The sequence below is a fragment of the Microbacterium neimengense genome, assembly GCF_054782995.1.
The window spans coordinates 985,766-999,163 of the sequence record NZ_BAAGRK010000003.1; the positions used below are offsets into that span (position 1 = coordinate 985,766).

12 protein-coding genes and 2 tRNA genes are annotated in these 13,398 nt (G+C 66.4%); 4 read left to right on the forward strand and 10 right to left on the reverse strand.

Features of this window, described 5'->3' with window-relative positions; all coding sequences use genetic code 11:
* Nucleotides 1–32: 32 nt before the first annotated feature.
* A complete protein-coding gene (locus ACYVJS_RS07480) occupies nt 33–473 on the reverse strand; it encodes an NUDIX hydrolase (protein WP_460739203.1) in 441 nt (146 codons plus the stop codon).
* Nucleotides 474–539: 66 nt separating this feature from the next.
* Here ACYVJS_RS07480 and ACYVJS_RS07485 point away from each other — a divergent pair, with 66 nt between their 5' ends.
* From ACYVJS_RS07485 to ACYVJS_RS07500, 4 genes are all read left to right on the forward strand, one after another.
* On the forward strand, nt 540–893 hold the full coding sequence (locus ACYVJS_RS07485) for a hypothetical protein (protein ID WP_274286769.1): 354 nt from the start codon (nt 540–542) through the stop codon (nt 891–893).
* Nucleotides 894–913: 20 nt separating this feature from the next.
* Nucleotides 914–1,234, forward strand: a complete 321-nt coding sequence (locus ACYVJS_RS07490) for a type VII secretion target (protein ID WP_234074093.1) — start codon at nt 914–916, stop codon at nt 1,232–1,234.
* Complete coding sequence (locus ACYVJS_RS07495; protein ID WP_460739206.1) at nt 1,234–2,535, forward strand: hypothetical protein; 1,302 nt, start codon at nt 1,234–1,236, stop codon at nt 2,533–2,535. The genes ACYVJS_RS07490 and ACYVJS_RS07495 overlap by 1 nt, the downstream gene beginning before the upstream one ends.
* 238 nt (nt 2,536–2,773) lie before the next feature.
* Nucleotides 2,774–3,139 carry a hypothetical protein gene (locus tag ACYVJS_RS07500; RefSeq protein WP_460739208.1) on the forward strand — a complete coding sequence of 122 codons (366 nt, stop codon included), beginning with the start codon at nt 2,774–2,776 and terminating at the stop codon, nt 3,137–3,139.
* A gap of 87 nt (nt 3,140–3,226) precedes the next feature.
* On the opposite strand, the gene ACYVJS_RS07505 is transcribed toward ACYVJS_RS07500, so the two are convergent.
* The 9 genes from ACYVJS_RS07505 to dnaA all read right to left on the reverse strand — a co-directional run bounded on the left by ACYVJS_RS07505 (nt 3,227) and on the right by dnaA (nt 13,305).
* Nucleotides 3,227–3,299 (reverse strand) — tRNA-Ala (locus tag ACYVJS_RS07505).
* Nucleotides 3,300–3,309: 10 nt separating this feature from the next.
* Nucleotides 3,310–3,386: transfer RNA gene (locus ACYVJS_RS07510), tRNA-Ile, on the reverse strand.
* 66 nt (nt 3,387–3,452) lie between these two features.
* On the reverse strand, nt 3,453–3,857 hold the full coding sequence (locus ACYVJS_RS07515; protein WP_137418500.1) for a DUF3566 domain-containing protein: 405 nt from the start codon (nt 3,855–3,857) through the stop codon (nt 3,453–3,455).
* Nucleotides 3,854–6,412 (reverse strand): DNA gyrase subunit A, encoded by a 2,559-nt coding sequence (gene gyrA, locus ACYVJS_RS07520; RefSeq protein WP_460739210.1) that lies wholly within the window; start codon nt 6,410–6,412, stop codon nt 3,854–3,856. The genes ACYVJS_RS07515 and gyrA overlap by 4 nt, the downstream gene beginning before the upstream one ends.
* A 68-nt stretch (nt 6,413–6,480) precedes the next feature.
* Complete coding sequence (gene gyrB, locus ACYVJS_RS07525) at nt 6,481–8,514, reverse strand: DNA topoisomerase (ATP-hydrolyzing) subunit B (RefSeq protein WP_460739212.1); 2,034 nt, start codon at nt 8,512–8,514, stop codon at nt 6,481–6,483.
* Nucleotides 8,515–8,635: 121 nt separating this feature from the next.
* Nucleotides 8,636–9,127, reverse strand: coding sequence for a DciA family protein (locus tag ACYVJS_RS07530; protein ID WP_460739214.1), 492 nt, complete (start codon nt 9,125–9,127; stop codon nt 8,636–8,638).
* Entirely contained in the window at nt 9,120–10,274 is a 1,155-nt protein-coding gene (gene recF, locus ACYVJS_RS07535; protein ID WP_460739216.1) for a DNA replication/repair protein RecF, read from the reverse strand. Before recF ends, ACYVJS_RS07530 begins: the two co-directional genes overlap by 8 nt.
* A 31-nt stretch (nt 10,275–10,305) precedes the next feature.
* Entirely contained in the window at nt 10,306–11,454 is a 1,149-nt protein-coding gene (dnaN, locus tag ACYVJS_RS07540; RefSeq protein WP_460739218.1) for a DNA polymerase III subunit beta, read from the reverse strand.
* Nucleotides 11,455–11,892: 438 nt separating this feature from the next.
* A complete protein-coding gene (gene dnaA / locus ACYVJS_RS07545) occupies nt 11,893–13,305 on the reverse strand; it encodes a chromosomal replication initiator protein DnaA (RefSeq protein ID WP_460739220.1) in 1,413 nt (470 codons plus the stop codon).
* Nucleotides 13,306–13,398: the final 93 nt, after the last annotated feature.

A 13,398-nucleotide genomic window follows, 5' to 3' on the forward strand; every position in this document is an offset into this window, starting at 1 on the left:
ACTGCACGTCCGGCGATCATACGTGCCGAAGGTCACGGCTGCGTCGGCGTTGCGTCCCATCCAGCCATCCGGCGCCCGATGTCGACCAGCCGTACGCAGCGGAGAGAGTCGGCTTCCTCCGGCGTGAACCACTCGGCACGGTCGGTGGATCCCCCCACCTCGTTGCGCAGGCGCCCGCCTGTGATGTGCGCGCGATACACGATGCGCAACGTGTGCAGCGCGGATGCGGTCTCCGCGAGGCGCTTGGTGGCGGGGATCACACGCGAGTCGATCCCGAGCAGCTCGTCGACGACCACTCGGTAGCCGGTCTCCTCACGCACCTCGCGTCGCACTGCACGCTCGGGATCCTCGCCCTCCTCGAGCCCCCCGCCCGGCAGCGTCCAGGCGCTGCGACGACCTTCGTTCCAGTGGGCCAACAGGATGCGTCCGGCATCGTCGGTGATGATCGCGTAAGCGGCGACACGCATATCCATGACGTGACTTTACCGGGGTGTGGATAACTCGCGCTGCCGTTCACGATGCTTCGCTAGCGTGACCGCGTGCCTCTGGACCCCGAAGAATCCCTCGCGCAGATCGAGCGCGACGTCCGGCAGAGCGCTGACCGCGCCGCCAAGATGCCCGCTTTCGAAGCGACCGTGTCCGCGATCCGCGGCGCCGCCTGGTCTTCCGCGCGCGATGTCTACGTGCAGGTCGACTCCACCGGCCGCGTGCAGACACTCCGCCTCGGCGAGACGGCTCTGGCCCGTGGCGCACAACGACTCGCCTCCGACATCCTCGCCACGATCGTCTCCGCGGAGAAGAACGCTCACGCGGCGACGATCGACGCCGTCTCCGAGCTCCTGGGCGACGACGACCCCATCACGGAACAGCTCCGCTCCACCGACACCCCCTGATACGTCCGAAAGAGCCCCGAATGACCGAGAACATCGCCCTTGATTTCGATCGGCTCCGGCAGCATGCCGCGCTGGTCACCTCGCTTGCCGATGACGTCACCGGCGCCATCTCGATGCTGAAGGGAGGCGATCTCGCCTCCAACGCTTTCGGCATCCTGTGCGCCTTCCTCGTTCCCCCCTCGATGGCGATGTCGGCGGCGGCGACCGGTCTCTTCGGGGCGGATCAGTCTCTGCTGCTTCGCACGGCGGGCGAGTTGCGCAGCACCGCCGCGCAATGGGAGCAGTTCGAGGACGACACGGTGACCACCCTCCGCGACCTCGAGAATGCGCTGGGCCTGTGATGACCACTCCCGCCGCCCTCGCCGCATCCGGCTCCTCCTTCGCTTCGCCCTACTCCGGCAGCAAGCTCCTCGACTCCGGCCATGCGCTCTCGCAGGCCGTGCGCAACGGCGACTGGCTCGAAGGAGGTCTCGCCTTCCTCGACACGCTGGGCAACGCTGCGGCCGCGCTCGCGGATCCGATCGGAACCCTGGCGAGCATCGGGCTCGGCTGGGTGATGAAGTACCTCAAACCGCTGAGCACCTGGCTCGACCAGCTGGCCGGCAGTGAGGCCAACGTCGCCGCCGTTGCTCAGCAGTGGACCAACGCCGGCAGCGCCCTGCGCGACACGGGAAACACCCTTGTGACGCGTCTGTCCGATCTCGACGGCCTCAGCGGTGACACCGTGCGCACCTACGTGCGATTCGCGCAAGACACCGCCAAGCACATCGCCGCATCCGGCGACTGGGCAGACGCCGCGGCCGGCGGACTGCGCAACGCCTCGTCACTCGTCGCCAAGATGCAGGGCGTCGTCAAGAATGCGATCTCGCAGGTGGTCGCCACCGCGATCGAAGCCATGGCGGTCGTCGCCGCATCCTTCGGCCTCGGCATCGGCTATGCGATCGCCCGCGTCGTGACCAAGGTCAACCAGCTGGTGAACAAGGTCGTGCGTCCCCTCACGCAGGTCGTGCGCTCGGTGAAGTCCCTCGTGGGCTTCGTGCAGCAGCTCGGCTCGCTGTTCAAGAGCACCGAGAGGCTCAGCTCGACCCTGCTGGGCGGCGGCGCGAAGTCGGCCACCGTGACCGCGGGTGCCGTGGTCGATGCATCGGGAGCCACGAGGCTCGGCAACACCGCGCAGGCGAATCTGATCAGCGCCGGGCAGAAGGCCGACGACTGGCACTTCACGCCGACCGCGGTCGTCTCCACCGGCATCGGAGCGGAAGGAACGCTCACCGCCGACGGATCGATGATCGGCGCCGCGAGCGTCGGGAGCGTGCACGGAACCGCGGACGGCGGCGGCATCGGCGCGGGCGGGGCATACGCCTCCGGCGGCGGGTCTGTCTCCGGCGCAGGCGGCAGCACGGGCAGCCCGTCATCGATCATGGGCACGGGTGCTGCGGCATCCGCAGCCACGGCGGCGAGCGTCGGCAGTTCCCATGCAGCGGCCGGCGGATCCCGCATGATGACGCCGGGCGGAATGATGGGCGGTGCGAGCCGCGACGGCGGGCAGCGCAGCGGTCTCGGCATCCGTCAGGTCGTGCGCGAGATCGTCATCGAGGCGGATGCGGGAGAGGAAGAGCTCGCCACCGCAGAGCGCGACTGAGTCGCTCCTCGAACGCCCCTGTGCCTGTCGGTACGGGGGCGTTCGTCGTTCTCCGATCGATGCGGGTTTGCGCCCAGTCCGATAGCTTCGTATACCAATGGGAGCGCTTTCCGCAGCGTAAGCGAACCGACTCGACCACAGCGCTATGGACTCGGGGATACACATGACCGAATCGACGGACGCGGACCGTGTGCGTTGCAAGAATATCGTCGGAGCCCTCGGAGCTATCGTTTTCGGCATGGTGGTCGGCTGGATGATCGCCTTCTTCTGGCCGAGTGCGGCCCTCGTCGCTGTCTCCGCAACGGGGGCGGTGCTGCTGCTCGTCGGTGCAGTCGTGTTCATGCTGATCACGGGCGGACAAGGAACGTCCTACTCGCGCGCCGACTACTGGGCCCGTCTCATCACCCTTGCAGGGGCGTTCACGGTCGGCCTCGGAGCCCTTGCCGCTCTCGACCAGAAGGTGCTGAGCTTCTTGGCGATGGCCGGTGCCCTCTCACTGGTCGTCGTGCTCTCGTGGGTCATCCGTAAGCTCGGGAAGCATCTCGATAAGAAGCTCGATGAGAACGATGAGAGGAAGGCATCGGGGCAGACCGCCGGGGAATGAGTGGCCGAGCACGCTGGCCCTCATGCTCAGCCAGCCTCGATCGCGCCCGCTCAACGAAAGGCCGGAACATCTCATGATTCGAAACTGTGGAGCCTAGGAGATTCGAACTCCTGACATCCTGCTTGCAAAGCAGGCGCTCTACCAACTGAGCTAAGGCCCCGTGAGAAGGGTGGTGGGGCTACCAGGACTTGAACCTGGGACCTCTTCATTATCAGTGAAGCGCTCTAACCGCCTGAGCTATAGCCCCGTTCGGCACCTCGCGGCGCCAACCTCCAAGACTTTACCGGATGCGGACCGGTTTGACCAATCGCGGTCAGTTGGAGGTGAAGCCCACCAGCAGACCGCCGGTGACCTTCACCGCGAGGTTGTAGATGCCCGCGATGACCGCCCCGAGAACCGTCACGACGATGAGGTTCAGAATGGCGACGACGGCCGCGAACGCCATGACCTGCGGGAGCCCCACGAACTGGCTGAGCGAGAGCGAGCCGTCCGAGAACGACTTGAAGAACTCGTCGGCCTGACCGATGAGCCCCGTCGTCTGCACGACCAGGTAGACCAGCAGGAACGACACGACGGTGACGATCGCCAGGGCGACAGCCGCCAGGAACGACAGCTTGACCGCCGACCAGAAGTCGACGTAGACGAGGCGGAGACGAACCTGCTTGGCGCTCGTCTTGCTGCTCGACTTCTTGGCGAGCTTGTCGGCTACCGTGCTCATGCGTCAGTACTCTCCTCGGGAACGGGGGCGGCCGCGTCGGTCTCCTCCGGTGCATCGGCATCCGCTGCATCCGCAAGGCGCCGCTCGCTGTTGCGGGCGATCGCGATGATCCGGTCATCGTCATCCGGTCGGGCGAAAACGACGCCCATGGTGTCGCGACCCTTCGCAGGGACCTCGGCCACGGCAGAGCGTACCACCTTGCCACTGGCAAGAACCACAAGGACCTCGTCGTCGTCCCCGACGATCAGAGCGCCCGCCAGATCTCCCCGATCCTCGTGCAATTTGGCCACCTTGATGCCCAGTCCGCCGCGGCTCTGGACGCGGTACTGGTCCACATCCGTACGCTTGGCGTACCCGCCCTCCGTGACCACGAACACATCGCCGTCGACGGAGGCGACGGATGCCGACAGCAGGCTGTCGGTGCCGCGGAACGACATTCCCTTCACACCCTCGGTCGAGCGGCCCATCGGGCGCAGCGACGCATCCGTTGCCGTGAAGCGCAGCGACATGCCGTGACGGCTCACGAGCAGGATGTCGTCGCTCTCGTCGACCAGGAGCGCGCTGACGAGCTCGTCCTCCTCGCGCAGACGGATGGCGATGACACCGCCCTGTCGGTTGGTGTCGTACTCCGACAGGCGCGTCTTTTTCACGAGGCCACCGCGGGTGGCGAGCACGAGGTAGGTCGCGACCGCGTAGTCGCGGATGTCGAGGATCTGCGCGATCTCCTCATCGGGCTGCAGCGCGAGCAGGTTGGCGACGTGCTGACCCTTCGCGTCGCGGCCGGCCTCGGGGACCTCGTAGGCCTTGGCCCGGTAGACGCGTCCCTTGTTCGTGAAGAACAACAGCCAGTGGTGGGTCGTCGTGACGAAGAAGTGCTCCACCACGTCGTCGGCACGCAGCTGCGCGCCCTTCACACCCTTGCCGCCGCGGTGCTGCGACCGGTAGTTGTCGCTGCGGGTGCGCTTGATGTATCCCGCACGGGTGATGGTGAGCACCATCTCCTCTTCGGGGATCAGGTCTTCCACCGACATGTCGCCGTCGAACCCGTAGAGGATCTGGGTACGACGCTCGTCGCCGTACTTCGCGACGATCTCCGTCAGCTCCTCGCGCACGATCGTGCGCTGGCGGGCCGGCGTGGCCAGGATGTCCTGGTAGTCCGTGATCTGCGCCTGCAGCTCTTCAGCCTCATCGATGATCTTCTGCCGCTCGAGGGCAGCCAGACGACGCAGCTGCATCTGGAGGATTGCGTCGGCCTGGATGTCGTCGATGTCCAGCAGCTTCTTCAGCCCGCCGCGCGCATCATCGACTGTCGCGGACGCACGGATGAGGGCGATGACCTCGTCCAGCGCGTCGAGGGCCTTCAGGTACCCGCGCAGGATGTGCATGCGCTCTTCGGCCTTGCGCAGGCGATATGCGGTGCGACGCACGATCACGTCGATCTGGTGCGTGATCCAGTACGAGACGAAGCCGTCGAGCGAGAGCGTGCGCGGTACGCCGTCGACGATCGCCAGCATGTTGGCGCCGAAGTTGTCCTGCAACTGCGTGTGCTTGTACAGGTTGTTCAGGACGACCTTGGCGACCGCATCCCGCTTGAGCACGACCACGAGTCGCTGACCGGTACGGTCGCTCGACTCGTCGCGGATGTCGGCGATGCCGGTGATCTTGCCGTCGCGAGCGAGGTCGCGGATCTTGACGGCGACGTTGTCGGGGTTCACCTGGTAGGGCAGCTCGGTGATCACGAGGCACGTGCGGCCCTGGATCTCCTCGATGTTGACCACCGCGCGCATCGTGATCGAGCCGCGACCGGTGCGGTACGCCTCGATGATGCCGCGCGTGCCGAGGATCTGCGCGGATGTCGGAAAGTCGGGACCCTTGATGCGCTGGATGAGCGCCTCGAGCAGCTCCTCCTGCGTCGCCTCCGGGTGATCGAGTGCCCACAGCACACCGTCGGCGACCTCGCGGAGGTTGTGCGGCGGAATGTTGGTGGCCATACCGACGGCGATACCGACGGATCCGTTGACGAGGAGGTTCGGGAACCGCGCCGGGAGCACGACGGGCTCCTGGGTCTGCCCGTCGTAGTTGTCGACGAAGTCGACGGTGTCTTCCTCGATGTCGCGCACCATCTCGAGCGCGAGCGGAGCCATCTTGGTCTCGGTGTACCGGGGGGCCGCCGCGCCCTGGTTACCGGGGGAGCCGAAGTTTCCCTGGCCGAGAGCGAGCGGGTAGCGCAACGACCACGGCTGAACGAGGCGCACGAGCGCCTCGTAGATGGGGGAGTCGCCGTGGGGGTGGTACTGACCCATGACCTCGCCGACGACACGGGCGCACTTCGAGAAGGACTTGTCGGGGCGGAAGCCGCCGTCGTACATGCCGTAGATCACGCGGCGGTGCACGGGCTTGAGGCCGTCTTCCACGCGCGGCAGCGCGCGGCCGACGATCACGCTCATGGCGTAGTCGAGGTAGCTGCGCTGCATCTCGGACTGCAGGTCGACCTGGTCGATGCGACCGTGGTCGTGCTCGGCGGGCTCCGTCGTCGGACGCTCTTCGTCAGTCATTCGTCTCTTCTTCTCTGCGTCGGTGTCGTGTCATCTGACGGATGCGGCTCGCGCCGCATCCGGTGGGATCAGATGTCGAGGAACCGGACGTCCTTGGCGTTGCGCTGGATGAAGTGGCGGCGGGATTCGACGTCCTCGCCCATGAGCGTGGAGAAGATCTCGTCGGCTGCGGCGGCGTCGTCGATCGTCACCTGCAGAAGGGTGCGGGTCGACGGGTCCATCGTCGTCTCCCACAGTTCCTTGGCGTTCATCTCGCCCAGACCCTTGTAGCGCTGGATGCCGTTGTCCTTCGGGATGCGGCGACCCGCCGCGAGGCCCTCGGCCAGCAGCGCGTCGCGCTCGATGTCGCTGTAGACGTATTCGTGCGGCGAGTTCGACCACTTCAGGCGATACAGCGGCGGCTGCGCCAGGTACACGTAGCCGGCCTCGATGAGACCGCGCATGTAGCGGAACAGCAGGGTGAGCAGCAGCGTCGTGATGTGCTGTCCGTCGACGTCGGCATCGGCCATCAGCACGATCTTGTGATAGCGCGCCTTCTCGATCGAGAAGTCCTCGCCGATACCCGTGCCGAAGGCCTGGATCATCGCCTGCACCTCGTTGTTGCCGAGGGCGCGGTCGAGCCGGGCGCGCTCGACGTTGAGGATCTTGCCGCGCAGCGCCAGGATCGCCTGCGTGTGCGGATCGCGACCCTGCACGGCAGAACCGCCGGCCGAGTCGCCCTCGACGAGGAAGATCTCGCTGATCGAGGGGTCCTTGCTCGTGCAGTCCTTCAGTTTGTCGGGCATGGACGCCGACTCGAACACGCTCTTGCGGCGCGCGGTCTCACGAGCCTTGCGGGCCGCCATCCGTGCGGTCGCGGCGTCGATCGCCTTGCGGACGATGTTCTTCGCCTGCTGCGGGTTGCGGTCGAACCAGTCGCCGAGCTGATCGCCGACGACCTTCTGCACGAATGCCTTCGCCTCGGTGTTGCCGAGCTTCGTCTTGGTCTGACCCTCGAACTGGGGCTCGGAGAGCTTGACCGAGATGACGGCCGTCAGACCCTCACGCACGTCGTCGCCGGAGAGGTTGTCGTCCTTCTCCTTGAGCAGGTTCTGCGCGCGGGCGTACTTGTTCACGAGGGTCGTGAGCGCCGCACGGAAGCCCTCTTCGTGGGTTCCGCCCTCATGGGTGTTGATCGTGTTCGCGTAGGTGAACACGTTCTCGGTGTAGGAGGTCGTCCACTGCATCGCGAGCTCGAGCGCGATGTGGCGCTCGGTGTCCTCGGACTCGAAGTCGATGATCTCGTCGTTGACGACGTCGGCCTTGCGCACCCGGTTGAGGTACTCCACGTAGTCGACGAGCCCCCGCTCGTAGAGGAACTCGTCGTGCGGCTGCACGGCCGCCACCTTGCCGTCGACCTCTTCGTCGACCGTGTGGTCGGGCCGCTCATCTCGCACGGTGATGGTCAGGCCCTTGTTCAGGAACGCCATCTGCTGGAAGCGGGTGCGCAGCGTGTCGTAGTCGAAGTCGACCGTCTCGAAGATCGCGGGGTCCGGCCAGAAGGTGATGGTGGTTCCGGTCGCCTCGGTCGCCGAGCCCTGCGCGAGCGGGGCCTGGGGCACGCCACCGTTGGCGTACGACTGGTTCCACTCGTAGCCCTGGCGTTTGACGCTCACCTCGAGCCGCGTCGAGAGCGCGTTCACGACCGAGGAGCCGACGCCGTGCAGACCGCCGGAGACCGCGTATCCGCCGCCGCCGAACTTGCCGCCGGCGTGGAGGACGGTGAGCACGACCTCGACCGTGGACTTGCCCTCCGTCTTGTGGATGTCGACGGGGATGCCTCGACCGTTGTCGACGACGCGCACGCCGCCATCGGCCAGGATCGTCACCTCGATCCGGTCGCAGTAACCGGCGAGTGCCTCATCGACGGAGTTGTCGACGATCTCGTAGACCAGGTGGTGGAGTCCGCGCGGACCCGTGGAACCGATGTACATACCGGGGCGCTTGCGAACCGCCTCGAGTCCTTCGAGAACCTGGATCTCGTCTGCCCCGTACTCGTTCCGGACCGGTTCGGGGGTGTTCTGTCCGTTGTGGGGAACGCTGGAGGGGGTGGGGGACGTCATATGTTTCGAGCGCTCCGGTTCTAGTAGACGGACCATCCCAGTCTATCAAGCGGAGGCTCCGCGCGGGGCGTGTACGCCCGTGTGGCGTCTTAAACGGACGCGAGATACGTCCGTACATGCCTTATCCGTAGGTATCCCGGGGACCGCGCCCTGGAACGGCTCTGGGACCCCATTTCCAGGAGGGGACGTCCGGGCCGACGAAGCGGACATTTTGGACACCCGCATCCGGGAACCGCTGCGCGATGGTCGTGACGATGTGTGTGCGCATGAGCCGTAGCTGCTTCGCCCACGCGGTCGAGTCGCACTGCACGGTGAGCACGCCCGCATCCAGTCCCACGGGACGGGTGTGCCTGGCGGTCTCCTCGCCGGCGACGACCTCCCACTGCCGAACGAGGTCCGCGCGCGCGAGAAGCGGATCCCAGCCGGCCTGTTTCGTCCAGTGCGCGAGCACGTCTCCCACGCCGTGCGGGTCCCGGCCGGGCGTGAACGGCGCATCCTCGTCGCCCGTGCCGCGACGCGTGCGCCTCTTCGCGCCGCGACGCGAAGTCGGCTCGAGACCGCGCAGACGCAGGTAGGTGCTGAGAGTCTCCGGGACCTCGTCCTCGTCACTCATCGTCGCTGACCTCGAGAATGCGTCCCGCCTCGACGCGCACCGTGCGTCCGCGGAGTTCTTCGGGAACGTCCGCCTCGACGGCGGCGGTCACCACGACCTGCTCGAAGCCCGCGACGAGGGATGCGAGCCGCATCCGCCTGTCGGCGTCGAGCTCGGCGAAGACGTCGTCGAGGATGACGATCGGGTCTCCCAGCAGCGAATCGACGCGCAACAGCTGTGCGGAGGCGAGTCGAAGCGCGAGCGCCACGGACCACGACTCGCCGTGCGACGCGTAGCCCTTCACGGGAAGCGAGCGGATGCGGAGCATGAGGTCGTCGCGGTGCGGACCCACGAGCGTCACACCGCGGTCGAACTCCGCGGCGCGCTTCGCCGCGAGGGCCGCACGGAAGGCGTCGGCCGTGACGACACCGGACGCCACGGCCTGATCGTCGCCGTCTTCCGGATCGAAGCCTGCGATGGAGTTCGCCCATTCGAGCTCGGGCGAGTGATCGGCCCCCGCGATCGCGGCGTAGGCGGCGACGAGATGCGGATGCAGGTCGGCGGCGAGCCGCGCGCGGGCCTCGATGATCTCGGTGCCGAGCGCGATGAGCTTGTCGTCCCAGACGTCGAGGGTCGGGAGCGCGTCGCCGCGAAGTCCCCGGGCTCGCGCGGACTTCAGCAGCGCGGTGCGCTGCTTGAGCACGCGGTCGTAGTCGGCGAGGACACCGGCGAGGCGGGGGGAGAGCTGTACGAGCAGCTGGTCGGCGAACCGCCGGCGCGCGGAGGGATCTCCCCGCACGATCTGCAGATCCTCGGGCGCGAACAGTACGACCTGCGCGTAGCGCGGCAGCTCCGCGGAGCGCACAGGTGCCCCGCCGACGCGTGCCTTGTTCGATCCCTGCTTGTTGATCTGGATCTCGAGCTGGATGTGGCGCTCACCGTGACCGAGACGCGCACGGACGAAGGCCGCATCCGCTCCCGAACGCACCAGCGGCGCGTCCGCCGACACGCGATGCGAGCCGAGGGTCGCGAGGTAGGTCACGGCCTCCGCCAGGTTGGTCTTGCCCTGGCCGTTGCGCCCGACGAGCAGGTTCGGCCCGCGGGTGAACTCGAGGTCGGCGTGTTCGTAGTTACGGAAGTCGACGAGACTCAGGCGTTCCACGATCACCCGACAACCCTACGGCGACGGTGCGACGCGGTCAGCGCAGCAGCAGGTTCGGCTGCAGCAGGTACTTGAACTCGCCCTCGCCGGCGCGTTCGACGGAGGTCTGCGGCGTCACGAGGATCGGGCTGAGCTTGTTCGCGTTGTCGCTGGAGGTGAACGTGATGCGCGAGAACTCGCTGCGCACGGCCGAAAGCGACTCGAGCAGGTACTGCGGGTTGAGCCCGAGGGTCACATCGTCGCCGGTCAGCGTCGCGTCGACAGACTCAGACGCGCGCGCCTGCTCGGTTCCCGATGCTTCCATCGCGACGCCCTCGGCGGTGAACGTGAAACGCAGCGGTGCGGAGCGGTCGAGCACGAGCGCCACACGACGCACGGCCTCGGCGAGCTCCGCGGTGTTCACCACCGCGTGATGCGCGGTCTGCTCGGGGAAGAGGCGACGCACGGGCGGGAAGTTGCCCTTGATCAGCAGCGAGGTCACGGTCTTGTTGCCGGACGTGAAGGCGATGATCTCGCGATCGCCCGATCCGGAGAACGCGATCGAGATGTTCTCGCCGTGCGAGAAGGTCTTGCCGACCTCCTGCAGCGTGCGCGCCGGGACGAGAGCCGTGGTGCTCTCACCATCGGTCGTGGCGGGACCGTCCCAGGGGATCTCGCGCAGTGCGACCCGGTAGCGGTCGGTCGCCACGAGGCTGAGCTGCGTTCCGCTCACCTCGAGCTGGACACCCGTGAGCACCGGCGTCACATCGTCGCGCGACGCGGCGAAGGCCACCTGGGCGATCGCCGTCGCGAACTCCTCCGCGGGAACGAGACCGGACTCGCCGGTCACCTCGGGGATCGCCGGGTACTCCTGCACGGGCATCGATGCCAGCGTGAAGCGTGCCGAGCCACAGGTGAGCAGGATGCCGTCGTCATTCACCTCGATCTGAATGGGGGCGTTGGGCAGGCGGCTGGCGATGTCGGAGAGCAGACGGCCGTGGACCAGGATCGTGCCGGGCGCCTCGACCGAAGCCTCGATCGTGGTGCGTGCGGATGCCTCGTAGTCGAACGCGGAGAGGGAGAGCCCCTCAGAACCGGCTTCGATGAGCACGCCCGCCAGGATCGGCTGCGGGTTGCGCTGGGGCAGGAGCTTGACGACGAACGATACGGCTTCGCTGAAAACGTCGCGATTGACCTGGAACTTCACAGTGCTCCCTCTCCGGCGGGCTGGGCTTACCCATGCTAGTGCTGCGAATGGTCCAGGCGAAGAACACGCTTCTCGCCCCCAGAGGTGATCGCACGTCAATGAAGAGTGATTTGAGATTCATCTTGTTAACAACTGTGCAAACTGTGGATAAGTCGGTGGATGACTGTCGGCGCATGGGAACTACACACGTGTGAGATGTGGACGCGCTGCGGACGGAGCTGTCGAACGCGGATCGTGTCATTCGCCGAGCTCGAGCGTTCTCCACACGCGATCGCCGTGTCGTTCACATCGGGCGTCGGCGTTTCGCACAGTTATCCACAACTTGTCCACATGTGTGAAAGCGGAGGATGAGGCCGTGCGGAGCGATTGTCAAATGAGAGTCTTCGCGCGCAGGAAACGACGAACCCCACAGCGCGGGGCCGTGGGGTTCGAGGGATGTCAGCGCCCTGCTCTACCGAGCTGCGTGGTGATCTCCGAGACCTGGTTGTAGATCGAGCGACGCTCCTTCATGAGGTCGCTGATCTTCTTGTACGCGTACATGACGGTCGTGTGGTCGCGGTTGCCGAAGAGCTGACCGATCTTCGGCAGCGAGAGGTTCGTGCGCTCCCGGCACAGATACATCGCGATCTGGCGAGCGGTCGCGATCGCCTGCGAGCGGCTGGACCCGTAGAGGTCGTCGACCGACAGCTTGAAGTACTGCGCCGTGGCCGTGATGATGTCCGTCGGCGAGATGACGTTGGTGTCGTCCTGGTCGACGATGTCTCGCAGCACCTGCTGCGCCAGTGACATGTCGAGCGTCGACCGGTTGAGGCTTGCGAAGGCCGAGACGCGGATGAGGGCGCCCTCGAGCTCGCGGATGTTGCTGGAGACGACTGTCGCGATGTACTCCATGACCTCCGGCGGGATCTGGAGCCGCTCGTTCTGCGCCTTCTTGCGAAGGATGGCGATGCGGGTCTCGAGGTCCGGCGCCTGGACATCCGTGATCAGACCCCACTCGAACCGGCTCCGCATCCGATCCTCGAAGCCGGTGAGGTGCTTGGGCGGAACGTCGCTGGTGATCACGACCTGCTTGTCGTGGTCGTGGAGCGTGTTGAAGGTGTGGAAGAAGGCCTCCTGCGTCTCCGCGCGTCCCTGGAGGAACTGGATGTCGTCGATCAGGAGGATGTCGACATCGCGGTAGCGCGCCTGGAACGCGGAGCCCCGGTTGTTGGCGATGGAGTTGATGAAGTCGTTGGTGAACTCTTCGCTCGACACGTAGCGCACGCGGATGCCGGGATACAGGCTCAGGGCATAGTCGCCGATGGCGTGCAGCAGGTGAGTCTTTCCGAGCCCCGAGTCGCCGTAGATGAACAGCGGGTTGTACGCCTTGGCGGGCGCTTCGGCAACCGCGACGGCCGCCGCGTGGGCGAAGCGGTTGGACTGGCCGATGACGAACCGGTCGAAGGTGTACTTCGGGTTCAGGCGCGTATCTGCCCGAGCGGATGAGGGATCCGCGGCTTCGGCCGCCGGCGCGGGTGCGGCGACGGGTTGCTCGATGACCATGGTCTGCACCGGCACCTCTGCGGTGAGGTGCGCATCGATCAACTCCGGATTGACGACGACTCTGAAGCCGGTGACCTCGTTCGTCGACGCCTGCGCGAGGGCTTCGAGGATCATCGGACGAAGGCGCTTGTTGAGCTGTGCAGCGGTGAGGTCATTGGGGACGTCGAGGTACAGGAACCCCGACATCACGCCCTGCGCGAGCGCCAGATTGAGGAACCCGTGCATCTGCGGCGAGACTCGGGCGTCGCTGCCCAGGATCTCGAGAGCCGCCGACCACACCGGGACGTCGGGAGTGTCTTGCGCGGTCATGGTCCCCTTCTTGGCCCGGCGAGAACGCGCCGGTGCGCGACACCTGTGGATAACTGCGCGAGCCACGCTAGTCAGCGAGGCTCCAGAGAGCAA